The sequence below is a fragment of the Synechococcus sp. RS9916 genome (assembly GCF_000153825.1).
Taxonomy (GTDB): domain Bacteria; phylum Cyanobacteriota; class Cyanobacteriia; order PCC-6307; family Cyanobiaceae; genus Synechococcus_C.
This window is the reverse complement of the sequence record NZ_DS022299.1, coordinates 339,879-365,596: the sequence shown is the minus strand read 5'-3', so window position 1 is coordinate 365,596 and position 25,718 is coordinate 339,879. Positions and strand designations below refer to the sequence as shown.

The following is a 25,718-nucleotide window of genomic DNA, read 5'->3' as shown; positions in this document are numbered from 1 at the left end:
CGCTGTGATCCTGGTCACAGGCCCAGAAATGGCCTGGGATCCTGGTCAAAACGATGGTTCTGGGGCAAGGCCTCAGGTTGCGCATCGCCATCCAATTGGGCCGTGAACTCAAGGGCCTGACGCAGCAGGCGGCCACTGGGAAGGGGCATATCGCGAGGAACGGAAATGCGATCGCGCAGGTAGCGCAGACCCAGGGCTGAGCCCGATTGCGGTCGAACCGAAAGCCCTGTGGTCAAACGGGTCAGCGCCGCTCGCAAAGGTTGATCCAGACCAGCACCAAGGGGGTTCCGGGCCATCAGGGTCTGGCGATGACGCAACACAGGCTGCAGGGCTCCCAGTCCCTCCAACACCACATCCCCACCCGTGCATCCCTCCCAAGCGCCGAGGCCTTCACCACTGTCGATGGCTGCCGCAAAGCGATGCTGAGCCTCAACACCATTGGACCAACAGCCCCCCATCTGAGGGGGCAAATCATGGGCATGGGTATGGAAGTCGCTTTGGGTGCCGCGATAGGTCTCCAGACCCTCCAATGCAGACAGCCAGCGATCGATCCACGGATGCTGCTCCCGCAAGGAAAAACCCTTGTAGTAAGCGAGGGAGGCATTCATGCGCTCGACGTAAGGGATGAACACCAGATCGGCGCTGCCTGGCTGCAGAGCATCGGGTGATTCCGGATCCAACCAGCGGCCACCACCAGCCACCAAGGCCTGTTCCATCCGCTGGGCAATCGCCTGAAACTGCTCACGGGCCCGTTGATCCTGTTGCGACGTCAAACCGGGGGAGCACAGCCAAATGCACCAGGCCCGGAACAGGAGTCGCTCCAACTGGCGCAGCTCTCGCACCTTCGGCGTCACCATCGACGCACCAAGCGGACCAAAGGCCTGCTCGAGGGCGATCAGGATCTCATCGCTTTCGGTGATGAGTCGACCATCGAGCTCCAGTGCGGGCAGCATCCCCGACGGCACCTGCGCGGTGAACCACGACTCCTTCGGGCCGTAACAACGCATCGTTACCTTGCGGATCCGATAGGGAATCCGCCGAAGTTCAAGCCAAAGCCACACCTTCTGGCAGTAAGGACACCAGGCGTGATGGTCCCGGAACAACGTCACCCGCACCGCGTCTTCGGGTTGGCCAAACAAACGCAACGTGGCCTGGGCATTGGTGGGCCCGTTGATGCGATCGATCGGTTCAGGAGCCATTGCCTCCAGCGCCTCCCAGCTGAGTGCTTGATAGGCAGGAGCGGCTTCAACCATGGCGACGCGACAGCACGGGGCTGCCCATGATGGCGTTCCTTAGAAATCCATCACGAAGCGGTAGCGCACGTCGCCCCGCCTCAAGCGCGCAATGGCGTCGTTGATCTGGCTGATGGGCAGATGTTCCACTTGGGGACGAATGCCGTGGCGCGCACAAAACTCCACCATCTTCAACAGGCTGGCTGGAGACGACGTGGGACTGCCAGTCACCGAGCGACGCTGAGGGATCAGGTCGAAGGCGGCGATTTGCATCGGTTCAAGCACAGCCCCCAGTTGATGCAGTCGGCCGCGCGGTGCAAGCGAAGCCATCACCGCCGGCCAGTCGAGCGGATGATTCACCGTGTTGATCACCAGATCAAACCGACCTGCCAGGTCAGGAAGCTGCTCCAACAGCTGCACATCGTGGGCCCCGAAACGACGGGCCTCCTCCGCTTTGCCGAGATTGGTGGTCAGTGCCGTGACGCGACAGCCCCAGGCCTTGGCAAATTGCAGAGCAATATGACCTAGCCCACCGATGCCCACCACGGCGACATGGGCCGTCGGAGAGACCGCTTCATCGATCAATGGAGCAAACACCGTGATGCCGCCGCAAAACAAAGGGCCGGCATCGGCCACAGCGACACCCTCCGGCAAGGAAATCGTCCAGTCCTGACGCGCGGTGACATGACTGGCAAAGCCCCCCTGACGCCCCACGATCGTGGCCTCCAAAGAGGGGCAAAGATTGGCATCACCGCCAAGGCACTGCAGGCAATGGCTGCAACTGCCACTAATCCAACCCAGCCCGCGCACGTCACCGAGCAACGCAGGGTCAACGCCATCACCCACCGCGACCACCCGGCCCACCACCTCATGCCCCGGCACGAGCGGATACGCACTCAGCCCCCAGGCGTTGTCGATCATCGAGAGATCGCTGTGGCAAAGGCCGCAATGCAACACCTCGAGGACCACCTCACCTGCTGCTGGCTCCTGCACAGTCCGGGAGCTGCTCTGCAGCGCAGCTCCTGAGCCAGGCGCTTCCCACACGCGAATCTCCATCACCAACCCATCACTGACTTCGTTGTAGTAAGAGCAGTGGGTTGACGCTGTCGAGAAACACCACCCGCCGGGCACCACCCCTAAAGCATTGACACATTTGTACTAGCTAACTAGAACAGGTGTATCAGCAGCAGGCCCATGGCGCCAAGCTCTCCTTACGCCACGTTTCAAGCCGAGGAGTGGATGCGCACGCCTGCCCTCTCTTCCCGCAAGCGATGCCAAAGCACGGTTGGATCCAGGATCCCCGCACCAGCGAGACCAAACGCTTCCACCCCGATGAAAAAAGCTGGCACCAGGATCCACGCGTGTTTGTGGATTCAGGGAGACCTGTTCCAGGAGAAGCACCCCTGCTGAAAACACGCGTGCATCTACGGCGCGACACCGCTGAACTGCTCTGGAAAGAGCTGGTGCGCGTGGGATGGCGAACCTGCACCCCGCAATGGGGGAGCGACGTTGAAATCTGAGCCGAGGTCTCAGGTTCAGCCGAATTTGTAGTGCTTACGCACGGGCTTGATGACGTCCCAGGAGCAGGCCAACCCTGCGGAGAACTCCACAAGATCACCAGCAGCAATCCGAACAGGCTCTCCGCCCTCGGGGGTCACCGTCACTTCTCCCTCGAGAAGTAAACACATTTCCTTTTGGTCATAGCTCCAGGGAAAGGTGCTGACCTCACAGGCCCACACCGGCCAATTCCTGGCCCCTAACGCCACGATCACACTCTCCGGGCAAGGGGAGGTCACCTTGATCGCCACAGCAGCTTCGAAGGACGCGTCACCTTCGATCATTGCGCGGCGCATGACCATCGCCGGCCCGCAGGCCCCGTTCCCATCGCTGACATTGGCGCGTCACCAAACCCGTCAAAAGCCCCAGCCCCAGGCCAAGCCAACTCAACAGACCAAACTGCCCCAAGCCCACCAGCACCGCAGAGAGCCACAGCGATCCCCAAAGCCAGGGGCGCAGAGCCTGCAAACGGCGCAAGGCCGTTGAACAACTGCGGCAATGGCGGGTATGGCTGTGAAAACGATCCATCAACGGAGCCAACTCTTGGCGAGGGGGAAGCGGCTGACCCACAAAGGGCTCCCCTCCGTTGGACTGCACCCAGCGGTACAGCGCCTTCACATACACATCGGCCTGACAGGGCAAATAAAACGCTCGATCGATGGCAGCGCCACCACCAGCTGCCGCAAACAGCCGTTCCTGCCAATGCAAAAACACCTGATCGTCTTCCAGCACTTTGTGATTGCCGATGTGCTGAAGCCAACGCGGTCTGAGTCCCAGCAACAAGCGGGGTGCCGGCGAACGGAACTGAAATGGAAACCGTGCAAATAAACGACACTCTCCGCGGCGAATGGGAACGGCGTACACAACCGTGAGGATGCGAGCAAAGCCTTTGGCATCCAGGTCGTGCCACATCAGTTGAGGAGCGCGAAACGTGGTGAATTGCGAGCCAAGGCTTCCGCGCCGCGGCCCCTCCTCCCAGACGGCTGAAAATCCACCCCTGTCTTCCCGTGTGATCTCGGCCCGCACAGGTGCTGCATTGCTACGCCGCCCAACGGTTCGGTGGTGGGTGAAGGGAACGTGGCTCACATCAAGAACGTTCTCCAGCAGCGTGAGGGCATCCATCGGCAAATCCCGGAAGGTGTCCTGCACGGTCCAACTCTCCGGGTTGTCCTGCAGCTGCGGCACCAAAGGGAGGGAATCAGGATCGGCAGCCTCGGGCGCCCCCGTCCACACAAACAACAACCCCTGCGCCGTGGCCGAGGGAAGGCTGTCGCAACGGGAACGAAGGCTGTCGCTACGGGTTCCTTCTTCTGCCTGAGGAATGTGCTGACAACGCCCCTCGCCATCGAAACTCCAACCGTGATAAGGGCATTCGAGCTCGCCCCGCTCATTGATGCGCCCCTCGCTTAAGGGCACCAGTCGATGCGGGCACACATCGGGGAAGGCCCGCCAAAGCGCAGCTGATGGATCCCACCAGATCACCAGGTCACGCTCCAGCAATGTGAATCGCGTCGGTTTCGATTGGTCCAGATCCCGGACGTAAGCCACGGGCCACCACTGTTCGGTCCAGGTGGGATGCATGGCGCTTCAGGCGGAACGGCCATGATCGCTGCCAGTGATTCCCAACCGTGGTGATGCAGCACCCCGATGCGGCAACGCTGCTGACGCTTGAGCGTGAAGCCCGTCGCCAAGGCACCCACCTCACCACCGCAGATCTTCAGGGCTGCTGGATGCTCCAGGGGGTCTGGAGCAAAGGCAATTTGCGGCCGGCCAACCTCAGCAATTGGAGCCTGCGCGGGTTGCAGGCTCGGCTGGTGCTGCGCCAGCTCAACAGCGAACAGCTCGCCATCAGCAATGCGGTGAACCTTGGGCCCTTCCAGTTGCGATTTGAGGGGGCCGGCACCCTGCAAGGGACACGCCCCTTACTCCAGTTCAGCTTCGACAAGGTTGTGCTGGTCGCCTGGAGCCGACGCTGGATCGAACGCGCCCTGCCGCAGCCGGCACCATCGCGACTGCCGTTCTTTGCCTTGATCCATCGCGATCCAACAGGCTGGCTGGCCGCTCGGGGGCGCGGTGGCGGGCTGGCGTTCTGGACGCTGCAGCCGGAAGGGGAGGATGGCCGACAGAGCGATCAGACGTGAACCTCCCTTTGAGCATTGATGAAGGCCCCTTCGGCCACCCTCCAAAAACGCGACGGCGTGATTACTCAGTCGTTCTGATTCAGCTGCTCTGGAGGATGCGATTTGATCTTTTGCTGCTTGCAGCCTTGAGCCTGCTGGTGGGCAGTGATCAACTCCCACTGAGCTGGTTTCACAGTGGTGGAGTTTTGCGCATTCTTGGAATCACGGTTTCGATCTTCATCGGTTTCCGCAACACCCAAGCCATCAGCCGCTGGTGGGAAGCGCGCAAACTCTGGGGATCCATCGTCAATGTCAGCCGGAACTGGCACGACAACCTCAGCGCACTGTTGACTCGGCAACAACTCAAATCAAGGCGAGGACAACATTTGCTGATGGTGCAGGTGGCCACGGTGTGGCAACTCAACTTTGAGCTGCGCAATTTCTGGCACCGTGAGCTGATGCAACTACAGGGCGAGGTGTTCGCCGAGCTCAAACTGGCCAACGACACGACACTGCGCGATTTAGGCCAAGTCCGCGCCAGGGCGATTCACAGCCTCTATCAGGACGGCTGGATCGATGGATGGGGACGCCAACAACTGATGGGCGTTGCTGACTCCTGCATCGACGCCATCGGAGGGCTCGAGCGGATTCGTAACACGCCTCTTCCAGCGTCGTACGACGTCTTCGTACGTCTGATCAATTGGGTGTTTGGCTGCTACCTGCTGGTGGAGATTCACTCGAGTGATCGGACTTGGGCCTCTTTGGTGATCGCCGCAGCCATCTTTGTTTGCTTCCTGAGCGCCGAACGCATCGGGGCCTATGTGGAAGGCCCTTTTGATGCTGATGGAAGCAGTTTTTCACTCCCTCTGAATGCCATCTGCCTCACCATCAGCCGCAATCTTCTCGGCCAACGGTTCGAACATCTGCTGCATCACCATTCCACTGATCCAGTGCGTTGGACCTAACCCCTCAGGTCAACGCAACAAACGGCGTCAGGAAATCAAGGGGCTTGGCCATCGTGGCGGAGAAGCCAAGAATGCCCTGATCCCGATGCACATACAGCAGAGAATCATCGGCTTCCAAAACAAATGTCCCCCCCCGCTGAGTGATGAAGTCATCACAGGGCACGTAGGTGCGCCAACGACCCAGCACCTCCACCATGTTTTGCAAGCGCACGCTGGCGAGCTCAAAAGGACGCTGGAACCCGTCACCACCTGCCAAACGGAACAGGGGGGTCGTCAACCTCTGCGGCGCTGAGCGATCACCCATGTAACCACGGAACACTTCGGCCAACGTTCCGGGAGATCCGATCCCAGCACACATCAGCAACAGATTCGGCCAGGGACCACCAGGCGCCTGAAGCCCCTCATACAAGCCGAGCTCAGCATGCAGACGGTTATCAGGCTCCACCTGAAGACAGGAACGAGGGAAACCGGTGAAGGCGCAAAAGCGATCTGCACTGCCGGGGTCACCAATCCCAATCGCCAGAAGCCGCATCCCGGCCTGGTCCAACTCGGGTAGAACACCCGCAAGCGCCTGGGCGTATTCCAAGGAGTCGAAGTCACCGAGTTGAGGCATCAACACAACAAGCCGCCTCGATCCCGTTTCCATACCAGGGATGGAATCAATCCGTTGCAACAGCGCTTCAGGTGCTCTCATTGCTGTGGTGACATCCCAGTTGCCATCGATTCTGTCGCGGACAGCATGGAGAGAAAGGGCTAACAACCATTCGACCTGCGATGAAAACCGGAGTCTTTTCGTTCATTGCTGGACCATTGCTGCTGTCTCCAGCGGCGATGGCGCAACAGCAATACCCCTACTCGTGCACCTGGACCAGCCAGGTCGCTCCAGCGGCAAAAATCCAGTTCACGTCCACTAACGGCATCGGTGGATATCAAGGCGCCGTGTACCTCAACGGCCGATGGATCATGAACTTCCGGGAAGGCAACTACCAGGGCTACGCGAGCAACTGGTGGCATCGCGGCAAAGAAGGGGAGGACAAACCAGGGCGCGGAACCATCGTGGTTTTCAAGAACGGAGTCCCCGTCCGCAGCCTGGCGGGTGCCCGCCGCGATGCCGCTGCAACAACACTGCTGACCGTGGGACTGGGGAGCACCCTGTATTACGGAGACCACAGGGGCAACGGGCCCCTGATTCGCGCTGCCGAGGGGTTTTGGATCCCCGGGAAGGGATGCCGCCATATCAACGGCAGGGTCTGACGCGAATCAAATCGCTTGCAGGCATGATCTCCAATCGGCCCGATTGATCACAGCGATGCCCCATCTCCTCGCGCTCACCCTGCCCTGGCTTCTGGCTCTGTTCCACTTTGCGGGACCCGTTCCCGCCGATCTGGGGCTCAACGATGGGCATCTCAGGCCCTGCCCCAGCCCAGCGCACTGTGCCGTGCGCGATTGGGCGGTCAACGACATCAGTGAGGCGATGGCCGCTCTCGAGCAGCAGCTGAGCAACACGCCTGGCACCAGCATTGTGTTGAGCGAGCCTGCCAAGGGCTATCTCCACGCCACCGCCACCAGCCGCCTGTTCGGTTTTGTTGATGACGTTGAACTCCACAGCAATGCCAAGCTCGGAGTGATCTCAGCGCGATCGGAATCGCGCCTGGGAGATTCCGATCTCGGCGTGAATGGCCGCCGGCTCGACCAATTGGCTGCTGCGTTGCATCTGGCAGAACAGCCATAAAAAGGACGGGTGGCGGCCCGTCTTCAATCAGCTGAGTTATCTCACAAGCAACGACAACGCGCTTTAGGCGTTCTTACCCAATTGCCAATTCACCAGGAGGCGAGCGCCTCCTGGAGGCCGACGACGGGCTGATCCATCGAGCTGGTCACCTCAAGAATCCGACCAATACTCTCTGGTGTTTGGAGGGCATCAACGCAACAACGAGCCACCAAGCGCCTCGGGATGGAGTTGCTTTCCTGTTGATCGGCGGGGGTATAGAGCACCCCCTCACCATCCAGATCCTCCTCCCGTTCGGAAAGACCACCAGGACGCACGATGGTCCAATCAAGACCGCTGGATTCCAGGGCCCGTTCACCGATTCGCTTCCACACCAGAATCAGCCCGAACAGATTCAGGGGGTGCTGCCAACGCCCTGCACAAAGAGAACTGACCAGCACCACCCGGCGGACGCCCACCCGCAAACAGCTCTCCACCTGGCGTTGCACACCCCAGGCATCCACCCGCATCGGGCCTGTGAGGTCAACTGATGGGCGCGCACCCGTGGCAATGACAAGGGCATCCACGCCTTCCAGAGCAGCATCGAGAGCAGTGGCATCCATTAGTGATAAACGCCGTTGATCAACGCCCTGAAGCGAGTCAGGTGGCTGCGATGTGGCACGCAGCAACAAACGTGCATGATCTCCACGGCGTTGCACCTCTTCGGCAATGCGGTAACCGGTCTTGCCGGAAGCGCCGCTGATCGCAACGGTGGAAGCCATAGGGAATCGGAGGGGGTGCGACGCTAACCAGCTAGCCGAAGCGCTGTCACCGCTGCCATGGGTTGGAGACTTGCACAAGCCTGGACCAGCCAGAGCCCTGTGGCGGGCTACCGCCATTTCAGGCTGGTGCTCCAAGGGGGCAAGGGCCGCGAACGCTGGGTGGAGCTCGAAGCCGTGCTCGACGCGCACACCCGCCAACGGGTGGCCTGGCGCGAGCTCTGCGACCCCACGCTCTGGAGCAGTGGTTGGCAGCAGATTCCTGTTGAAGAGCCAGATGACGATCAGCTGGAAGGGTCTGCCATGAACAACGAAGCCGAGCCAGAGCCACCAGGCTGAACCCATTGCTTTGGCACTCCTCCATGCCACCGCTGTTTCGTTGCCTGATGTGTGGACAGACGATCGAACGCTCCATGCGGGCGTTTTGGAAGCGCAAGGGTCATTTGCTCTGCTCCACCTGCAGAGATCGAATCGACAGCGGAGCTGAAACCACGACGAGCGACAGCACTCCGTAATGATGCCCCTACTAAGAGGCATGACCCCGTGGCCGTGGAGGTTCTCACCCCAGCGCAGCGCTACAAGCTGGACGGTGAAGACGATGCCGTCTTCTATCGCGATCCCCGCTTCGTCCATCACCTGGACGAAGCGTTCCGAGCGCGCCTGACTGCGCTGTATCGGGAACAGATTCCACCCTGCGCCACCGTGCTCGATTTGATGTCGTCATGGGTGTCCCACCTGCCCGACGACATTCGCTACGAGCGGGTGATCGGCCATGGTTTGAACGCCCAGGAGCTGGCTGCTAATCCGCGGCTCGACAGTCATTGGATGCAGAACCTCAATCTCGACCAGAGCCTGCCCTGGCCTGATGACTTTTTTGACGCCACCCTGATCGTGGCTGGTTGGCAATACCTGCAGTACCCCGAAGCCATCGCAGCAGAACTGCTGCGCATCACCCGGCCCGCCGGACAGGTGATTGTGTCGTTCTCCAATCGGATGTTCTTCACCAAGGCGCCCCAGATCTGGACGGACTCCGATGACCGCGAGCATCTCGACTATGTCGCTGATGTGCTTACCGCGCAGGGATGGGAACACCCCACACAGGTCGCTGAAACCACCCGAGCGACTGGAGTGATGGGCCTGCTCGGCGGCCAGGGGGATCCCTTCTTTTCCGTGATCGCCAGCAAAGCCCGGCCTTAACGCCCCCTGGGTTGGCAGACGGCGAAGCCGTGGCTACGCCAGGCATGAGTCTCATGAGATCAAGCCATGGCTCCGATCGACGAACATCTCTACGAGAGCACGCCCGAACCGCAGGGCGCCACTGGTGTTGCGGCCCCTCCCAGGCCCACAGAAGCGCCACCTCTGAATGTGGCCCGGATGCGCCAGCTCCTCAGCGAGCAAAGCCGTCATATGGCTGACGCGATCGACCCTCTGCAGAAAAAACTGGATCTCAAGCTCCATGAGCTCGACGAAACGCTGCGGCCAAAACTGGAGCAACCGGTGAAGGAGAAACCGCTGCTGTCGGTTGCGCTTTCCGCGGGTGCGGGTGTCTTGCTCGGTGCCCTTGGCGTGATGGCTCTTGTTGCCGGTGGCCGCTCCGGAGACTGAACCGCCGCGTTAAAGCCCCAGGGTGTCCAGCAGCTCCTGCTGGGCACGGGGCCCGGCAATCCCATGGGCCGCCATCGCTCCACTGGCCGCAACCGGTGGGATTCCAATCCCTGGAAACGTGCTGGCACCGCAACACCAGAGCCCCTTCAGCGGCGTCGTGACGCCGGGGAACAAACCCTTGGCCGCCGACAGGGCAGGGCCATAACTGCCCTGATGCACATTGAGAAAATGGCGATGCGTCAGCGGTGTGCCCTCCATCACCACCTGGCAACGTTCCCGTAGGTCAGGGATTCGGGCCTCCAGCAACGACCAGAAAATCTGACAGCGATCCTGCTTGAGACGGGCGTAGTCCTCTGAACCTTGATCGAGAGAAGCCCACAGCTGCCAAGGTTCGCTCGCTGGGGTGTAGGCATGCAGAACGTGATGGCCGGCTGGTGCCATCTCCGGGTCAAGCACCGAAGGGATTGAAATCACCGCAGTGTTCTGTTCCGCATCGATCGGACGATCCCAGTCACCGACCCAAACCTGATGCAGGGGCAAAGGGTCGAGTCCGCTGGCATCAAAGCCAAGGTGCAAGTGGAGGAAAGAGCCGCAGGTCGGCGTCGACGCCAGCTTCCGCCGCCAACGTTGCGCAGCACCTTCAGGCAACAGTTGGGCCAAGCCCCATGCATCGACATTGCTCACCACATGCGTTGCGGTGATCCGCTCGCCATTGTCGAGCTCGACGCCACATACCCGGTCGCCATCCAACAGCAGCTGATGCACCCGGGCTCCGCAGCGAAGGCTGCCGCCATGACCCTGCAGCCCCGCCACCAGGGCTGCCACCACCGAAGCACTACCGCCCCTTGGGTAATCCAGACAGGCGTCAGGCTCAAACCACTGACCGAACAGCGTGGCCATCGCTGCAGCATTGGTGTCACCCATGGGCATGCCGCTGATCAGGAACGAGAGCAGATCCACCCAATGACGCAAAAAAGGATCGCGCAGATGGCGATCCACCAAGGGGCCGAAGGCTCCGCCGAGATGACGCAGAGCCTGGAGATGGGGCAACAAACGGCCACTGCGCTTCAACAAAGCACCCATGGCATCAGCCCCTGGCGGCAAGGCAAGCAGGGGCAACGCATCCGCCGCAGCGGCCACCGGTTTGAGCACCTCACAGAAGCGCTGCCACTCCAACAGCACTGCATCGCCCCGCAACTGCTGGACGACGGCTTCGAAGCCTGTTGATCCAACACCGATGCGCAAATCCCCTTCAGGGAACAGCACATCCCAATCGCGATAGGAGATCAGATCCAGAGGCTGATCCAGAGCCCTCAGGATCTGAGCGAGAGGATTGTTGGTGGGCCAGCGACCAAGGCCACTCCAAAGCGAAGGACCCGACTCGAAGTGATAGCCACCACGGCGAAACCCGTGGGCCGCACCGCCCGGTTGCTGATGGGCTTCCAGCACCAGCACCTCATGGCCAGCGCGGGCCGTCAACGCCCCGCAGCAGAGTCCTCCGATGCCACTGCCGATCACAACCACGTCGCAATGGCTTGCGCTCATGCCATCGCTCCCGAAGCGACAAGGGCATCGTGCTCAACAATCCGATCGGCCAGTGCGACGGCACTGGCCATGGCGCCATGGGCACGGCCAAAGCCAGGCCCATCAATCCAGTCACCGCAGAATCCCAGCGCCACCTTTGGGCACCACTGCAGATCCACGGGCAGGGGATGGTCGAGGGGACGCGCAGCACCCCAACGCATGACGCCCAGGTCGTCAGCCGAGGCGACCGCGGCTGCCAGCGAGGGCCAGGGCGACAACAAATCCATCGGCACGGGAACCGAGTCAGTCAGACCATGCACCACTAAACCAACAGAGTCATCGGCCATGGGCTGCACCACAAGACGTTCAAGCTGCCACTGCTGAGAAGCGGCGGCACTCAGCACAATCTGCCGGGGCCAAGAGGCGACTTCAGCAGGCTCCGCTGACAACGCCAACATCCGATTCCAGCGCGGAGCCATCCGCATCGATGCGATCCGATCAAGGGCTTGATCCAACACAGGATCCAGCCCAACAGCACAAGCCTCCCGAAGTGGTCGGTTCGCCAACCCCAACATGGCTAGAGAACGGGGATGGGCGAGCATGTTGCCGCTCAACACCAGCATCCGGGCATTGACAACGGCCTGCCCGTGTTGATCGTGCAGGTCCCAGCCACGGTCCGACGCCTGAAGGGTCTGGACGCGCACGCCAAAACGCCGGATCACTGAATCACCCGCGAGGTCGAGCAACGCCGCGGCCACCGATCCCATCGTCGGACGTCCCCGCCAACAGGATCCGCCTGCATCAAAGCCAGCCGAGGTGGTGTCCAACGACTGAAGACCATCGAGGCCAACGCAGACCGACTCGGACGTGTCAGCGCTGATCGCCCCCATCGCCTCAAGCTTCTGAAGCAAATCGGCCAGTGCTCCACCACCACCCGACTGGAGATGCAGCACTGGCGCGCCATGGTCGAGGCGCCAATGGGGATTGTCACGGCGCAGACGGGTGGAGGCCCTCCCTCCAGGGCCGCGCCCTACCTCGATGACCATGGCGCTCCCCTGCCAGCCAGCCAAACGCAGGGAAGCCAGCAACGTCGTTCCGGCCAGGCCTGCGCCGACCACAGCGAGATCACAGTCGCAGCTGGTCACAGGTCCATCATCATTTCGTCAGGACTGTTACCTGAATCATTTATAGGGTGCTTGGAGCATCCGCGAGAAGACCGTCATGCCGGCATCGTCCTCATCCAGGCCCGCGCTGGTTGACGTCTTACGTCGCACCCCTCCGCTGGTGTTGCCGATGTTGGTGTTGAGCGCTGGACTGGTGATCGCCGGCTCCGTGGCCGTGCGAGGCATCCGCACCGCAGCAGACACGATCACGGTGACGGGAGCCAGCACGGAACGGATCAAAAGTGATTCCGTAGATTGGAACGTGGAGGTCAGCGGCAGCGGATCCAGCCAGCAAGAGGCTTACCAGGCGCTTCAACCCCAGCTCAAGCGCACCTTGGCGTTTCTGAGAGCGCAGAGCATTCCCAATGAAGCCATCAGCCTTGGCGTGATCCAATCCAACAGCCAAGACGAACGGAACCGGGTCACCGGAGCCTTGATCAGCACCCGCTGGACAACCCGACAATCCATTCAGATCAGCACGAGCAATGTCGAATTAATCAGCAGCGTCTCCCGACGCATCGGTGAATTGGTGGGCCAGGGCGTTTCTCTGAGCATCCGTCCCCCGGCTTACACCTTCACCCGTCTGGCGGAAAAACGGGTCGACATGCTGGCCAAAGCCACAGCGGATGCCAAGCGCCGCGCCGAAGCCATTGCCGACCAAGCGGGTTCAGGGATCGGCGCGATCACCCAAGCCGACACCGGAACCTTTCAAATCACGGAGCCGAATTCCACCAGCATGAGCAGTTACGGCTCTTACGACACGCGCACAATCTGGAAAGACATCACAGCAGTGATGGGCGTCACGTTCCGCGTCCAATGACCTCGGCTCCATCGCAGCTCCCCCCTTGGCGTCCCTTACTGAAAGCGGCCCAACGCAAAGAGGGACGCTCCCCAATGAGTCGTTGGCTGCAGTTGGCGACGGTGGCCAGCGATGGCAGCCCCCGAGTCCGCACCCTGGTGTTTCGTGGGTGGCGGGAAGGCAGCACCCTGGAGCTGTTCACCGATGCCCGCAGCACCAAGGTGGAAGACCTAGCCGGCGAACCGCGCGCTGAACTCTGCTGGCTTCTTCCCAAAGCCCGATGTCAATTCCGTTTGCGAGGAGTCGCGTTGAAGCTGGCACCTGAGACACAACAAGAGAGAGAACAGGCCCACTGGATGCAGTTACGCCCAGAAGGGCGGGCGTTATGGGGCTGGCCCGCACCCGGCCAGCCCCTGGAGGCGACAGCCCACTTCCCTTCCGCCATCCTTGATGGCACGCCAACTCCTGACTCCTTCGCCTTGCTCAGCCTGGAGATCCATCAGGTGGAACTGCTGGAACTGACCGGCTCACCCCACCGACGCCGGCGATGGATTGCCAACAATGGCTGGCAGGTCACCGATCTCAACCCCTGACGCAACCAACGCCTGACCCCGTCGCAAGACGTGCCCTGTCCCTCAGCCTGCCTCTGGTGCTCGTGGGACTTGCCTGGCTGCAGGAGCTGATCGACACGCTGTTCCTGAGAGGACAGTGGTCACTCGCGATTCACCCGGGCAGTGGGTGGTGGACGCTCTTCACTGCGCCTTTCAGCCATGGCGGATTCAGCCATCTGCTCACCAACACCCTGGTGTTTCTCCCCCTCAGCTATCTGGTGATGCTCAAGGGATTACGGGCTTATCTGGCGGTCTGGATGGGTGTGATCTGCCTCGAGATCCCGATCTGGCTGTTCTGGCCCGTCGGTAGCCATGGGCTCTCGGGCGTGGTGTATGGGCTGCTGGCCTACCTGCTGGCGATTGGCCTGATTGAACGCCGGCCACTCAGCCTGGGACTGAGCGTGCTGGTGCTCTGCCTGTACGGGAGTTCGCTGTTCGGCCTGCTGCCCTGGGCATCACCACCCGGCGTGAGCTGGATTGGCCACACCGGAGGCTTTATCGGAGGCCTCATAGCCGCTGCTGCCACAGCCCGGAAAGCCAATCAAGCTTGAGCAGCAGCAGCAAACGACCTGAGCATCGAAAACTCTGCGTCAATCACCCTTCATCCTGGGCAAGGAAACGCCCGGACAAACGCACCGCCAACACCACTGTGGCTGCGCCGTAAGCAATGAATGTGGAGGCCTGGCCGAACGATCCCGCACCGTAGACCTCCCCTGCTAGCAGCACCCAATCGATCAGCGAGGCCACGGTTCCCCAAAGCACCACCCAGACAGAGACGTAGAGCACGCCTCTCACAACAGGAGTCATTCAGGTCACCTCAACGACCAAAACCCTAGGTGGGTCAGGCGGCCAAAGGCTGACTAAGCCGAGGGCGTCTGAGGAGGACGACTGGTCAGATCGCAACCGAACTCGCAGCTGTTCAAGCCCTGAGCCTTGGGATCCGCATCCTGGAGCCGCTGAAGGATGTGGCGAAGATCAGCTCCTGCCAATTCGCCATTCGATTCCCACTTCAAGCTGGTTCCGCGACGGGGGTTGCCGGCGTTGGCCATTGATCTTCCTCAGGATCAACATCCTGAATGGGCCGGGGCAGCAAACCAGACAGGGGGCGCAATCCTTAACGGAAGTTAAAAACGGTAGCCCTTGCTACAAGCTCGTCCCTCTAGGGCTGGCAGCCCTAGGGTCCGCCCCGAAGCGCAATCGGCCCGGGTTGAAGAAACGCGAACGTGCCCAAAGGATCCTCCAGCGCCTTGAGGAGACCTATCCAGAAACCCCAATCCCGCTCGACCACAGCGATCCGTTCACCCTTCTGATCGCGGTTCTGCTCAGCGCCCAGTGCACTGACAAAAAGGTGAACGAGGTCACCCCCGCCCTCTTCGCTGCAGGACCAACACCCGCAGCCATGGCCGCGCTGGACGAAGAAACAATCCTGAACCACATCCGCCAGCTCGGCCTGGCGAAAACAAAGGCACGCAACGTCAAAAAACTCGCCCAGATCCTCGTCACCGCTTACGACGGAGAGGTACCCGCCAGCTTCGAGGAACTGGAAGCGCTTCCTGGTGTCGGCCACAAAACAGCCAGCGTGGTGATGGCCCAAGCCTTCGGCGTTCCCGCCTTTCCCGTGGACACGCACATCCATCGCCTTGCGCAACGCTGGGGCCTGAGCTCCGGCGACAGCGTGCAACGCACCGAACGGGATCTCAAACAACTGTTCCCTGAAGAGGCCTGGAACAAACTCCACCTCCAGATCATTTTTTACGGCCGCGAGTACTGCACAGCCCGTGGCTGCGATGGCACCGTCTGCCCGCTCTGCACCGAGCTTTACCCGAACCGCAGGAAGCCGGTGATTTGGCGCAAACCCTGATCCAACCCACACCCCCCATGACGATCAAGCCTGAGCACATCACCCCACCCATCGCCCTCACCATCGGGGGCAGTGACTCCGGAGGCGGAGCAGGAATTCAAGCCGACCTGCTCACGTTCATGGCTTTTGAAGTGCACGGCTGCACCGCCATCACCTGCATCACAGCGCAGAACACGTGCGGGGTTTCACGCGTCGACCCTTTGCCGGCCTCCGGACTCAAGGCTCAGATCGAGGCGGTGAAAGGGGATTTGAACGTCAGCGCCGTGAAGACGGGGATGCTGATGAACGATGAGTTAATTCAGGCAACCGCAGACGAACTCCGCCACTGGCCCATCCCCCTTGTGGTTGACCCCGTGATGGTGAGTCGCACTGGAGCCGTGCTGCTCGAGCCCAGCGCGGTTGTGACCATTCGCCATGAGCTGCTGCCGATGGCCACCCTGCTGACACCCAACCGCCACGAAGCCCAACTGCTGAGCGGCGAAGAGATCTGCGATGAAGCAAGCGCCGTCAGCGCCGCGACCAAGCTCCACAACCAAGGCGCTGCAGCCGTGCTGATCAAGCGCTGCGGCCAACAAGACCTGGGCGGCAGAGATCTGTTCTTCGACGGAGAGCCGCATTGGCTCGAAGGAGAGTGGATCAACACGCCCCACAGCCATGGAACGGGCTGCAGCCTTTCGGCAGCGATCACAGCCGGCCTTGCCAAGCAGCAGGGCCTCCACCTCGCCATCGATACAGGGAGGACCTACGTCAAACAAGGCCTGCAAAGAGCTTTGGCCATCGGCCACGGCCAGGGACCGATTTGCCACTGGCGTACTTCAGGGAACTAACCGAAACACATAAGCCCTCGATACAAGCGTCAACAATCCGTTACAATCTTCAACAGTCGAAGGAGGGTTCATGGCCAACCAGCAAGCGAATGACAAGTGGTTCCAAGACAGTGCCGCTCGCTCAATCCACCAAGAACAGCTCAGCCAGGTCGAACGCTTCAACGGGCGCGCCGCAATGTTGGGCTTTGTGATCGGTGTGCTCACCGAAGCCCTCACCGGACAGGGGATCATCCATCAGATCGGTCTCGGCCCACTGGTTGATGGCTACGTCGCCTGCAGCACCAAGATGCTGCCCTTCTGCTTCTGAAAAACGGCTGCTGGCCCCAAGCTCCCCCTGGGGCCAGCGTAAGGTGAGCGGCCCACTCAACGAAGGGATGGTCCGCAAGCGGCGCAAGCTCAATAAGGAGATGGAAGCGGACATTGCCGCCTCCATCAAAAAAGTCGAATTCATTTCGGCGATGATCCGTGACATCACCGAAGAAGACATTCAAAACGAATACGCCGAGGCATTCGCGCAAGTGCACCTCGCCGCTAAACAGCTGGGCGAGCTCTACAAACTCGAAGGATTTACAGAACAGAGCGAAGCCACGCTGGCTCTTTACAAAGACTTGCTTAAAAACTTCGAAGAGGAATACGAGCTCTAAGACGACCAACTGCTGATCACGATCAGCACCAAACCACTGCCATGAATCTCCGGAGCTGATAAAACCGGAACATCACCATTGCCAGTGGAGACAATGCCTGAGTCCAAGCCAGGATTCACGTCGTCGTCGCCCTTGTGGTTTTCACTGGCCATGGCCTCTCGCTGGCCCTTGGCCATCGCCTTGGCGGCCTGGGCAATCGCAGTGGCAGCCATACAGATCCTCAAGCAACCCATCCCCATTGCTCTGCCCCTGGATCAGCCGTTGCCCGTGCAGGTGGTGGGAAACCTACAGATCGATGCCTTGCGTGAACCCTTGAAGATCAAGGGCGCAGAAAGTCTGCAGATTGAGGCCGCTGCAACGCTTCCGGTTCAAGGGTCGGTGGGCGTCAAAGGTGATGTTGAGGTTGCCGGCGATGTGAGCGTTGAAGAAGTGCAGGCGCCTGTGTCGGTGCAGGGCGAAAACGGTGAACCTGTGGTCGTCTCAACAAGCGAGGAGAATCCCTTGGAGGTCACGGGCTCCGTCGGTGTGAATCAGGTAGGAGGCAAGATCAGTGTGCAAATTCGTGATGCCGCGAAGTCACTGCTGCCCATTCCTTGAACAACCTCTCCCATCTGAATCTTGCCGTTGTTGGCCATCAGGAATGGGTCACCTTTCTGCAGGTGGATGCGCTGCCGCAGCCAGGCCGAATCAGCCGCTCCCTGCGTGACCTAGAGGAACCCGCAGGAGCCGGGGCCGTCGTAGCCGTGCAGCTCGCGCGCCTGACCGGCCAGCGCATTCCTTTTTTCACGGCCCTAGGCCGGGATGCGATCGGCGAGCGAAGTGTGGCCAGACTGCAATCCCTGGGGGTTGACCCCTTGGTGGCCTGGCGCGATCGACCCAGCCGGCGAGGGATCAGCCTCGTCGACGATGGAGGCGACCGTGCCATCACCGTGATTGGCGAACGCCACACCCCCGTGGCTCAAGATCCGCTGCCCTGGGACCTCTTAGCCGACTGTGATGGGGTGTTCGTCTCGGCCACAGACGCCACCGGTCTGACCTTGGCACGCAAAGCCAAGGTTCTGACAGCCACCCCCCGGCTGCGCTTACCGGTGTTGCAGGAGGCGGGAATCGTGATCAATGCTCTGATCGGAAGTGGGCTGGATCCCAGTGAGCAAGTCCCCCAAGGTTCTCTGACCCCCGCTCCTGCGCTCACCATTGCGACGGAAGGTGCGCAGGGAGGACTCTTGATCCCTGGAGGGCGCTACTCAGCATCCGCTCCCCCTGGCCCCGTGGTGGAGTCGTATGGATGCGGGGACAGTTTTGCCGCAGGAGTAACGGCAGGACTGGCTGCAGGATGGGCACCACCCCAGGCGACACACCTGGGGGCCACATGCGGGGCAGCCTGCGCCTCCCGGTTCGGACCTTACTGATCGTTTTTCGGGACGAAAGCCTGAGACAAGGCAATCAGGATGCCCGCAATCAACAAAGCCGGAAGAATGACAGCGGGGCCGCCAGGAGCCGTCTGAGAGGCGAACAGCACGGGCATTACGTTCGAATCTGATAACGCACACAGCCTGCCTGAAGCCGGTGGCCACGGCACAAGTGGCAACCTTTCGTTATCGACAACAAAGGTGGTGCGACTGGCGCAGTATTCATAGCGTTTGCGATGGGGGCATCAACTCCCACCTGCAGCGAATTCCCCGCCATGTCAGACCTGAAGTGTCCATTCAGCGGCCACGGCAGTGCAACCACGCCAGCCCGGGATTCAGGGCTCCATCAATGGTGGCCCAATCAACTCAGGCTGGAGATCCTGCACCAACATCACCCTGCGGCAAACCCCCTGGGGGAGCAGTTCAGCTATCGCGAGGCCTTTGCACAGCTTGACCTGGAGGCACTGAAACTAGATCTCCGCGCTTTGATGACCGATTCCCAGCCCTGGTGGCCTGCGGACTGGGGGCACTACGGGGCTTTGTTCATCCGGATGGCTTGGCACAGTGCCGGCACCTACCGCAGTGCGGATGGACGCGGGGGTGCCGGTCACGGCAACCAGCGCTTCGCGCCATTGAACAGCTGGCCTGACAACACCAATCTCGACAAAGCCCGCCGGCTGCTTTGGCCGATCAAGCAGCGCTACGGCAATGCCATCTCCTGGGCAGATCTGATCATCCTCACGGGGAACGTGGCTCTGGAATCGATGGGGTTGAAGACCTTCGGTTTTGCGGGAGGTCGCACGGATACCTGGGCACCTGAACAGGACGTGTTCTGGGGAAGTGAAACCAGCTGGTTGAGCGATCAACGCCATAACAGCGAAGGGCAACTCGACAATCCTCTCGCCGCTGTTGAGATGGGACTGATTTACGTCAATCCCGAAGGACCCGAAGGTCATCCTGACCCTGTGGCCTCAGGGCGCGATGTACGCGAGACCTTCGCTCGCATGGGGATGACCGTGGAAGAAACGGTGGCACTCGTGGCGGGAGGGCACACCTTCGGTAAGTGCCATGGCGCCGCATCCGCCGATCATCTCGACGCCGAGCCTGAGGGCGCTGCTCTCGAACAACAGGGCCTGGGCTGGACGAACCGTTTTGCAACGGGGATGGCAGAACACACCATCACCAGTGGCATCGAAGGAGCTTGGAAACCCCATCCCACCCGCTGGGACCAGGGCTATTTCGAAATGATGTTCACCTACGACTGGGAGCTCACCAAGAGCCCGGCTGGTGCATGGCAATGGGTCGCCAAGGATGTGCGCCCTGAGCACATGATTCCCGATGCCCATGTGGCAGGCAAAAACGCTGCTCCGATCATGACCACCGCCGATCTATCCCTGCGCCATGACCCGTTGATGGAGCCAGTCGCCCGGCGCTTCCACCAGGATCAGGAGGCATTCGCCGACTGCTTCGCCCGCGCCTGGTTCAAACTCACCCACCGGGACCTGGGGCCCAAGGCGTTGTATCTCGGCGCAGACGTCCCGAACGAGACATTGATTTGGCAGGACCCCCTGCCCATCGTCGATCACCCTCTGGTGAACAGCGACGAACAGAACGAACTCAAACAAGACCTACTCAGCCTCGGGCTTAGTGTTGGCGAACTGGTCAGCACGGCCTGGGCCTCAGCCTCCACTTTCCGCAATTCAGACCGCCGCGGCGGTGCCAACGGTGCGCGAATCCGGCTGCAGCCACAAAACAACTGGGAGGTCAACGACCCTGCTCAGCTCGATCGGGTGCTGGGTGCTCTTCAAGACCTGCAGTCGCGCTTCAACCGCAGCAACCCAAGCGGGGCCCAGATCTCGCTGGCTGATCTGATTGTTCTGGGAGGCAATGCTGCCGTGGAACAAGCCAGCCGAGATGCTGGCCACATCATTGAGGTGCCATTCCAAGCCGGCCGAGTGGATGCCGGGGAAGAGCACACCGATGCTGCGTCGTTCAATGTGCTCAAGCCGATGGCGGATGGATTCCGCAACTGGCAGCGACAGGGGTTGCCAATTCGCGCTGAAGAGCTGCTGCTCGACAGAGCCCAACAACTGACGCTGAGTGCACCGGAAATGACCGTTTTGCTGGCAGGGCTACGGGTGCTTGGTGCCAATAGCGGCGGAAACCTGGAAGGAGTCTTCACCCACAGAATCGGCGTGCTCAGCACCGACTTTGTCGTCAACCTGCTGGACATGGACACCACCTGGGCACCCACAGATCAGACCAACAACCACTACGAAGGAAGGGATCGCGACACCGGGGCCCTGCGTTGGCGCGCGAGTCGTGCTGATCTTGTGTTCGGCTCCAACAGTCAGCTCAGGGCCATTGCCGAGGTCTATGCCCAGCGGGATGGAGGGAAGCGCTTCGTGACCGACTTCGTCAAGGCATGGGTGAAGGTGATGGAGCTGGACCGCTTCGATCTCCTCTGACAGCTCAAACGCAATCTTCAGGCCCCAAAACAGGCAGGAGCGTGGGCGCGCGCTTCAGCAATGAAGCGCTGCACACGCTCGGCACTCGCAGCCGGCTCCGCACCGGCCTCCACTCGCCGATAAAGATCAGCCACCGACCATGCAGAACTGCGGTCATCGTCCCCGTGGCGGGGAATCAAGTGGAGATGCAGATGACGTGCACCTTCACCAAAGGCAATCGCGTACACCCGGTCACAGTCGCTGACCGCCTTCACCAGCTGGGCAGCTTGTTGAACAATCAGTCCCCACTCCCTCGCTTCTGCAGGAGCGAAGTCGATGGGGCCACCGAGATGACGCCGGGAATCAAGCAAACACCAACCCATCAGAGGCGAGGGCTGGGGGTGGTGACGGAGCAACCAGCGTTCACTGCGCCACAGCTCGTGTTCAGCAAGATGGCTGAGATTCTGGTGCAAAGAACAAATCGCGCACGAGGGATCGATTGAGACGTTGGCCATCATGTGAAGGAGGCCTGGAGTTGTATCTGCGTCCCCGTAAGGGGAAGAGATGCATGGCCGTATTCGCTCTATAAGAACAGATAGATACTGCCTGCAGTTCATGACCATCCGCATCGGCATCAACGGGTTCGGTCGGATTGGGCGACTGGCCTTCCGCCAGGCCATGAGCAGTCCCGATGTGGAGGTGGTCGCCATCAATGATTTGATCCAGGTCGACTACCTCGCCTACCTCCTGCGTTACGACTCAACCCATCGTCGCTTTCCAGGAGACATCCAGGTGGAGGATGGCCACCTGATGGTGAATGGCAAACCCATTCGCGTGACAGCGGAGCGTGACCCCCATCAGCTGCACTGGGATGAGGTGGATGTCGACTATGTGCTGGAGAGCAGTGGCCTGTTCCTCACCGCAGACAAAGCCCATGCCCACCTGGAGGCCGGTGCCAAACGGGTGGTGATGAGTGCGCCCTCCAAAGACGACACGCCGATGTTCGTGATGGGGGTGAACCACACCAGCTATGCCGGCCAAGACATTGTTTCCAATGCAAGCTGCACCACCAACTGCCTGGCCCCACTGGCCAAGGTGGTCAACGACAACTTCGGCATCGTCAGTGGTTTGATGACCACGGTGCATGCCACCACAGCAACGCAAAAACCCATCGACAGTCCCTCCTTGAAGGACTGGCGTGGCGGCCGTGGCGCAGGGCAAAGCATCATCCCCAGCTCCACGGGTGCAGCCAAGGCCGTGGGTCGCGTGATCCCCGAGCTAAATGGAAAGCTCACCGGCATGGCCTTCCGCGTGCCGACCCCAGACGTGTCAGTGGTGGACCTGACAGTAAATCTGGCCCGGCCCGCGAGCTATGACGAGATCAAACAGGCCATGAAGGCGGCGTCGCAAAACGGCCTTTCAGGAATCCTTGGTTACACCGAAGATCCGATCGTGTCGAACGACCTGCTCGGTGAGAGCTGCACCTCAGTGTTTGACGCTGGTGCAGGCATGGCACTCAATGACCAATTCATGAAATTGGTGGCCTGGTACGACAACGAATGGGCCTACAGCTGCAAATGCATTGACTTGATCCGCCACATGGCCGCTTACACAGGCTGATGACTTGATCGATGCCAACGTCAGCATTGCAACGCCCCTGCCATCGCGGGGGTTTTTGTTTGCCCTGCATTCCTTGAGATGATCTGACAAGAGCAATAAAAAGCCCCCTCGTGAGAGGGGGCTTTCCGATTCAACTGACGCTGAATCTTTTGGAGACTTCAGCCTCAGGCTGTCTCGATCAACCGATGGCGGGAGCTTGCAGAGCCACAGGAGTGGACTCAGCAGCAGCGAGGTCGAGGGGGAAGTTGTGAGCGTTGCGCTCGTGCATCACTTCCATGCCGAGGTTGGCGCGGTTCAGCACATCAGCCCAGGTGGGAAGCACCTTGCCTTGAGCATCAAGGATGGACTGGTTGAAGTTGAAACCGTTGAGGTTGAACGCCATGGTGCTGATGCCCATGGAGGTGAACCAGATGCCAACGACAGGCCAGGCAGCCAGGAAGAAGTGAAGGCTGCGGCTGTTGTTGAAGGACGCGTATTGGAAGATCAGGCGACCGAAGTAACCGTGGGCAGCCACGATGTTGTAGGTCTCTTCCTCTTGGCCGAACTTGTAGCCGTAGTTCTGGGACTCGCTCTCGGTGGTTTCACGCACCAGGGAGGAGGTCACCAGGGAGCCGTGCATGGCGGAGAACAGGCTGCCGCCGAAAACACCAGCCACACCCAGCATGTGGAAGGGGTGCATCAGGATGTTGTGCTCGGCCTGGAACACCAGCATGAAGTTGAAGGTGCCAGAGATGCCCAGGGGCATGCCGTCAGAGAAGGAACCCTGACCGAAGGGGTAGACCAGGAACACTGCAAAGGCTGCAGACAGCGGGGCGCTGTAAGCAACGCAGATCCAAGGACGCATGCCGAGGCGGTAGGAGAGTTCCCACTGACGCCCCATGTAGGCAGAGATACCAATCAGGAAGTGGAAGACAACCAGCTGGTAAGGACCGCCGTTGTACAGCCATTCATCCAGGGTGGCCGCTTCCCAGATGGGATAGAAGTGCAGGCCGATGGCGTTGGAAGAAGGAACAACAGCACCAGAGATGATGTTGTTGCCGTAGATCAGGGAGCCGGCGACGGGCTCACGGATGCCGTCGATATCAACTGCAGGAGCAGCGATAAAGGCAACGATGAAGCAAATGGTGGCGGCCAGCAGACAGGGAATCATCAGGACGCCAAACCAACCCACATAAATGCGGTTGTTGGTGTTGGTGACCCACTGACAGAAGTTGTCCCAGTTACTGGAGCGACCGCTGCGAATGGCAGTAGCCATGACAAAAAAGGAGTACGGAATCCGCCCTGCATGCCCCGAAAGACATCAAGACAGGACTCAAGACTATGGAAAGAACTTTCCTTTTCCCGGAAATTAAAAAGTTCGAGTCATCCCGCAAATTGACTTCATGAAGCGCTTCATCAAGAGTTCATGAAGTTACGTAAATCAGGCGGGTTTGGGGATGCTCTGCTCCTGGGCCCAGCGCCCAGCCTGCTGAAGAAATCCCTGCCAATCCAGACGCTCGCGTTCTGCAGCTTTGGCAACGAATAAAGGCGCTTGCTGTTTGAGCAACTCCAAATCCGGCTGCGCCACACCCGCGTTCAAGGCCAGCCAATCCGCCATCGAAGCGCCCACCACCCGGGTGAGATAGGCAGCACTGAGGGCCTGCATCGCTCCTGCCGCTAACCAAGCGCTGCCGTCGAGCTTGGCCAAACCGAGTAGAGCCTGACCACTCCATTCCACAACGCCTTGGGCCAGAGCAGCCCCGGCCAGATGTTTTGCCGCCACTTGCAGCACATCTGGGGTCCAACGACAGCCCCAGATCACACCCATTTCTTTGAGCATCAAGCCATTACCCACGGCCACAGCCAGGAGGTCAGTACTGGGCAACGGTGAAGCCACGACCGCCCCAGCAACAATCCATTGACTGCGCTGCAGCAGGTCTCGGAAACGATCGCGACGCAAGCACTCCAGCTCGGCCTGCCATTGACGATGAAGGGCCTCGATCAAGCGTTGCTGGGTCTGATCACGCCCCTGCTGTGGCTGCAGAAACAGCTGACGAATCGGAGCCAAAGCAGGCCTGAGCTGATCGTGGCTGCCATCCCAGATCAGAAGCCGCTGATGCCAGCGCTCGGGCAATTGCGTCATCAAGGCCTGATGGGCATCGTCCCAGTCACCTGAAAGCTGGTCCTGATTCACCACCAGCCAAGCGGGCTGACGTTCGGGGACCTGCTGCAGACGCAGCAGGTCCGAGGCGCGCAGCGGCAACGGCAAGACAAAGAGAAGGGCGTCCTGCTCCTGAAGCGCATCGGGCCAGGCCCAGGTATCACTGACGCTGGGCAGCGTGTGACCAACGCAGAGGCTGAGGGCATGGTGACCGCTCAGGGCCTGTTGAAGAAGGTCTGATGCGGGGAGGTTCACCCCCTCAGACCCCACCACACCAAGACTCAGGGGTTCGCGGCGATCGATCAGACGATCGAGAGCCTGCTGGCGCTGCAGGCGGGTGGCGGGCGTGCCGGCCTGCGCCTCCAGATCATCGAACTGATCCAACACGGCGTTACAACGCTTCACCCAGCCCTGCACCGTTGATGGACTTTTGAAACGAGGAGAGCTGGAAGGACGGCTCAACCACCACAAGCCGCCGCCGAGGGCGATGAGCCCAAAACCACCACCTGGCACATGCAATAGGTCGGCCAGTGCCCACTGGGTCACCACAAGGCCAGCTCCGGCAATCGCAACCGTACGCAGCACCTTCGGCTGCTCAATCAGGGAGCCGAGTGACGGCACCGGAAGCATGCGGATCAGTCAGGAATTACGGGCCTTCCTAGCTCACTCTGCGAGAGGGGACCAGGAATGTTCAAAGCCGCAAGGCA

At 60.6% G+C, this 25,718-nt stretch carries 33 protein-coding genes; 19 read left to right on the top strand and 14 right to left on the bottom strand.

All coding sequences use genetic code 11. The features are described from left to right. Window positions 1–14 precede the first annotated feature (14 nt). Together RS9916_RS02195 and RS9916_RS02190 are read right to left on the bottom strand one after the other, a co-directional pair. A complete protein-coding gene (locus tag RS9916_RS02195; protein WP_007097551.1) occupies window positions 15–1,253 on the bottom strand; it encodes a glutathione S-transferase family protein in 1,239 nt (412 codons plus the stop codon). A gap of 39 nt (window positions 1,254–1,292) precedes the next feature. Then, entirely contained in the window at window positions 1,293–2,288 is a 996-nt protein-coding gene (locus RS9916_RS02190; RefSeq protein WP_007097550.1) for an NAD(P)-dependent alcohol dehydrogenase, read from the bottom strand. A gap of 119 nt (window positions 2,289–2,407) precedes the next feature. Here RS9916_RS02190 and RS9916_RS02185 point away from each other — a divergent pair, with 119 nt between their 5' ends. Beyond that, window positions 2,408–2,752: a DUF1651 domain-containing protein gene (locus RS9916_RS02185; RefSeq protein ID WP_007097549.1), complete on the top strand. Its 345-nt coding sequence runs from the start codon at window positions 2,408–2,410 to the stop codon at window positions 2,750–2,752. Between the two features lie 15 nt (window positions 2,753–2,767). Here RS9916_RS02185 and RS9916_RS02180 read toward each other — a convergent pair whose 3' ends face one another. Both RS9916_RS02180 and RS9916_RS02175 read right to left on the bottom strand, forming a co-directional pair. After that, window positions 2,768–3,085 carry a cupin domain-containing protein gene (locus RS9916_RS02180; RefSeq protein ID WP_232199502.1) on the bottom strand — a complete coding sequence of 106 codons (318 nt, stop codon included), beginning with the start codon at window positions 3,083–3,085 and terminating at the stop codon, window positions 2,768–2,770. Next, entirely contained in the window at window positions 3,060–4,370 is a 1,311-nt protein-coding gene (locus RS9916_RS02175) for a Rieske 2Fe-2S domain-containing protein (protein WP_007097547.1), read from the bottom strand. Before RS9916_RS02175 ends, RS9916_RS02180 begins: the two co-directional genes overlap by 26 nt. Before the next feature lie 53 nt (window positions 4,371–4,423). Between RS9916_RS02175 and RS9916_RS02170 the strand changes: the two genes are divergently transcribed. Both RS9916_RS02170 and RS9916_RS02165 read left to right on the top strand, forming a co-directional pair. After that, on the top strand, window positions 4,424–4,930 hold the full coding sequence (locus RS9916_RS02170; protein WP_038023082.1) for a hypothetical protein: 507 nt from the start codon (window positions 4,424–4,426) through the stop codon (window positions 4,928–4,930). Window positions 4,931–5,025: 95 nt separating this feature from the next. Beyond that, window positions 5,026–5,874 (top strand): bestrophin family ion channel, encoded by an 849-nt coding sequence (locus tag RS9916_RS02165; RefSeq protein WP_156777453.1) that lies wholly within the window; start codon window positions 5,026–5,028, stop codon window positions 5,872–5,874. A 4-nt stretch (window positions 5,875–5,878) separates the two neighbouring features. On the opposite strand, the gene RS9916_RS02160 is transcribed toward RS9916_RS02165, so the two are convergent. Beyond that, a complete protein-coding gene (locus tag RS9916_RS02160; protein WP_038023079.1) occupies window positions 5,879–6,568 on the bottom strand; it encodes a peroxiredoxin-like family protein in 690 nt (229 codons plus the stop codon). Window positions 6,569–6,648: 80 nt separating this feature from the next. Here RS9916_RS02160 and RS9916_RS02155 point away from each other — a divergent pair, with 80 nt between their 5' ends. Then, complete coding sequence (locus RS9916_RS02155; protein ID WP_007097543.1) at window positions 6,649–7,128, top strand: hypothetical protein; 480 nt, start codon at window positions 6,649–6,651, stop codon at window positions 7,126–7,128. A 55-nt stretch (window positions 7,129–7,183) separates the two neighbouring features. Next, entirely contained in the window at window positions 7,184–7,606 is a 423-nt protein-coding gene (locus tag RS9916_RS02150; protein ID WP_038023077.1) for a DUF1499 domain-containing protein, read from the top strand. Window positions 7,607–7,695: 89 nt separating this feature from the next. Here RS9916_RS02150 and RS9916_RS02145 read toward each other — a convergent pair whose 3' ends face one another. Next, window positions 7,696–8,364: an SDR family oxidoreductase gene (locus tag RS9916_RS02145; protein WP_007097541.1), complete on the bottom strand. Its 669-nt coding sequence runs from the start codon at window positions 8,362–8,364 to the stop codon at window positions 7,696–7,698. Between the two features lie 57 nt (window positions 8,365–8,421). Between RS9916_RS02145 and RS9916_RS02140 the strand changes: the two genes are divergently transcribed. From RS9916_RS02140 to RS9916_RS13465, 3 genes are all read left to right on the top strand, one after another. Further along, window positions 8,422–8,700, top strand: coding sequence for a TIGR02450 family Trp-rich protein (locus RS9916_RS02140; RefSeq protein WP_007097540.1), 279 nt, complete (start codon window positions 8,422–8,424; stop codon window positions 8,698–8,700). A gap of 204 nt (window positions 8,701–8,904) precedes the next feature. Then, the gene (locus RS9916_RS02135) at window positions 8,905–9,558 is read left to right on the top strand and encodes a class I SAM-dependent methyltransferase (RefSeq protein ID WP_007097538.1); all 654 of its coding nucleotides are present in this window, start codon (window positions 8,905–8,907) and stop codon (window positions 9,556–9,558) included. 66 nt (window positions 9,559–9,624) lie between these two features. Next, entirely contained in the window at window positions 9,625–9,966 is a 342-nt protein-coding gene (locus tag RS9916_RS13465) for a hypothetical protein (protein ID WP_007097537.1), read from the top strand. Window positions 9,967–9,975: 9 nt separating this feature from the next. Here RS9916_RS13465 and RS9916_RS02125 read toward each other — a convergent pair whose 3' ends face one another. Further along, a complete protein-coding gene (locus RS9916_RS02125) occupies window positions 9,976–11,511 on the bottom strand; it encodes an NAD(P)/FAD-dependent oxidoreductase (RefSeq protein WP_007097536.1) in 1,536 nt (511 codons plus the stop codon). Beyond that, window positions 11,508–12,635, bottom strand: coding sequence for an NAD(P)-binding protein (locus RS9916_RS02120; RefSeq protein ID WP_007097535.1), 1,128 nt, complete (start codon window positions 12,633–12,635; stop codon window positions 11,508–11,510). The genes RS9916_RS02125 and RS9916_RS02120 overlap by 4 nt, the downstream gene beginning before the upstream one ends. A gap of 76 nt (window positions 12,636–12,711) precedes the next feature. On the opposite strand from RS9916_RS02120, the gene RS9916_RS02115 reads away from it, so the two are divergent. From RS9916_RS02115 to RS9916_RS02105, 3 genes are read left to right on the top strand one after another with little or no spacing between them, the layout of a single operon-like run. After that, on the top strand, window positions 12,712–13,473 hold the full coding sequence (locus tag RS9916_RS02115) for an SIMPL domain-containing protein (RefSeq protein WP_007097533.1): 762 nt from the start codon (window positions 12,712–12,714) through the stop codon (window positions 13,471–13,473). Further along, the gene (locus RS9916_RS02110; RefSeq protein ID WP_007097532.1) at window positions 13,470–14,045 is read left to right on the top strand and encodes a pyridoxamine 5'-phosphate oxidase family protein; all 576 of its coding nucleotides are present in this window, start codon (window positions 13,470–13,472) and stop codon (window positions 14,043–14,045) included. The genes RS9916_RS02115 and RS9916_RS02110 overlap by 4 nt, the downstream gene beginning before the upstream one ends. Window positions 14,046–14,101: 56 nt before the next feature. Then, complete coding sequence (locus RS9916_RS02105; RefSeq protein ID WP_007097531.1) at window positions 14,102–14,614, top strand: rhomboid family intramembrane serine protease; 513 nt, start codon at window positions 14,102–14,104, stop codon at window positions 14,612–14,614. Between the two features lie 43 nt (window positions 14,615–14,657). On the opposite strand, the gene RS9916_RS02100 is transcribed toward RS9916_RS02105, so the two are convergent. Both RS9916_RS02100 and RS9916_RS02095 read right to left on the bottom strand, forming a co-directional pair. Then, entirely contained in the window at window positions 14,658–14,870 is a 213-nt protein-coding gene (locus tag RS9916_RS02100; RefSeq protein WP_038023075.1) for a hypothetical protein, read from the bottom strand. A 53-nt stretch (window positions 14,871–14,923) separates the two neighbouring features. After that, complete coding sequence (locus RS9916_RS02095) at window positions 14,924–15,112, bottom strand: hypothetical protein (protein ID WP_007097529.1); 189 nt, start codon at window positions 15,110–15,112, stop codon at window positions 14,924–14,926. A gap of 158 nt (window positions 15,113–15,270) precedes the next feature. On the opposite strand from RS9916_RS02095, the gene nth reads away from it, so the two are divergent. From nth to RS9916_RS02075, 4 genes are all read left to right on the top strand, one after another. Continuing rightward, the gene (gene nth, locus RS9916_RS02090) at window positions 15,271–15,924 is read left to right on the top strand and encodes an endonuclease III (RefSeq protein WP_007097528.1); all 654 of its coding nucleotides are present in this window, start codon (window positions 15,271–15,273) and stop codon (window positions 15,922–15,924) included. Window positions 15,925–15,941: 17 nt separating this feature from the next. After that, window positions 15,942–16,751 (top strand): bifunctional hydroxymethylpyrimidine kinase/phosphomethylpyrimidine kinase, encoded by an 810-nt coding sequence (thiD, locus tag RS9916_RS02085; RefSeq protein WP_038024034.1) that lies wholly within the window; start codon window positions 15,942–15,944, stop codon window positions 16,749–16,751. Between the two features lie 70 nt (window positions 16,752–16,821). Further along, complete coding sequence (locus tag RS9916_RS02080) at window positions 16,822–17,058, top strand: chlorophyll a/b-binding protein (protein WP_007097526.1); 237 nt, start codon at window positions 16,822–16,824, stop codon at window positions 17,056–17,058. 67 nt (window positions 17,059–17,125) lie between these two features. Beyond that, a complete protein-coding gene (locus RS9916_RS02075) occupies window positions 17,126–17,395 on the top strand; it encodes a hypothetical protein (RefSeq protein WP_038023072.1) in 270 nt (89 codons plus the stop codon). Here the strand turns inward: RS9916_RS02075 and RS9916_RS15050 are convergent. Then, window positions 17,392–17,607, bottom strand: a complete 216-nt coding sequence (locus RS9916_RS15050; RefSeq protein WP_232199501.1) for a hypothetical protein — start codon at window positions 17,605–17,607, stop codon at window positions 17,392–17,394. The genes RS9916_RS02075 and RS9916_RS15050 overlap by 4 nt on opposite strands. Between RS9916_RS15050 and RS9916_RS02070 the strand changes: the two genes are divergently transcribed. The 3 genes from RS9916_RS02070 (at window position 17,597) to katG (ending at window position 21,272) form a co-directional block, all read left to right on the top strand. Then, window positions 17,597–17,992, top strand: coding sequence for a hypothetical protein (locus RS9916_RS02070; RefSeq protein ID WP_232199500.1), 396 nt, complete (start codon window positions 17,597–17,599; stop codon window positions 17,990–17,992). The two genes, RS9916_RS15050 and RS9916_RS02070, sit on opposite strands and share 11 nt — an antisense overlap. After that, window positions 17,989–18,804, top strand: coding sequence for a PfkB family carbohydrate kinase (locus RS9916_RS02065; protein WP_007097522.1), 816 nt, complete (start codon window positions 17,989–17,991; stop codon window positions 18,802–18,804). The genes RS9916_RS02070 and RS9916_RS02065 overlap by 4 nt, the downstream gene beginning before the upstream one ends. 275 nt (window positions 18,805–19,079) lie before the next feature. Then, complete coding sequence (katG, locus tag RS9916_RS02060; RefSeq protein ID WP_038023067.1) at window positions 19,080–21,272, top strand: catalase/peroxidase HPI; 2,193 nt, start codon at window positions 19,080–19,082, stop codon at window positions 21,270–21,272. Between the two features lie 17 nt (window positions 21,273–21,289). Here the strand turns inward: katG and RS9916_RS02055 are convergent, their stop codons facing one another. Continuing rightward, the gene (locus RS9916_RS02055) at window positions 21,290–21,724 is read right to left on the bottom strand and encodes an HIT family protein (protein WP_232199499.1); all 435 of its coding nucleotides are present in this window, start codon (window positions 21,722–21,724) and stop codon (window positions 21,290–21,292) included. A 142-nt stretch (window positions 21,725–21,866) separates the two neighbouring features. Here RS9916_RS02055 and gap point away from each other — a divergent pair, with 142 nt between their 5' ends. Next, on the top strand, window positions 21,867–22,871 hold the full coding sequence (gene gap, locus RS9916_RS02050) for a type I glyceraldehyde-3-phosphate dehydrogenase (protein ID WP_007097518.1): 1,005 nt from the start codon (window positions 21,867–21,869) through the stop codon (window positions 22,869–22,871). Between the two features lie 178 nt (window positions 22,872–23,049). On the opposite strand, the gene psbA is transcribed toward gap, so the two are convergent. Both psbA and RS9916_RS02040 read right to left on the bottom strand, forming a co-directional pair. Beyond that, window positions 23,050–24,126: a photosystem II q(b) protein gene (psbA, locus tag RS9916_RS02045; protein ID WP_007097517.1), complete on the bottom strand. Its 1,077-nt coding sequence runs from the start codon at window positions 24,124–24,126 to the stop codon at window positions 23,050–23,052. A gap of 165 nt (window positions 24,127–24,291) precedes the next feature. Continuing rightward, entirely contained in the window at window positions 24,292–25,641 is a 1,350-nt protein-coding gene (locus RS9916_RS02040) for a YcjF family protein (RefSeq protein ID WP_007097516.1), read from the bottom strand. Window positions 25,642–25,718 lie beyond the last annotated feature (77 nt).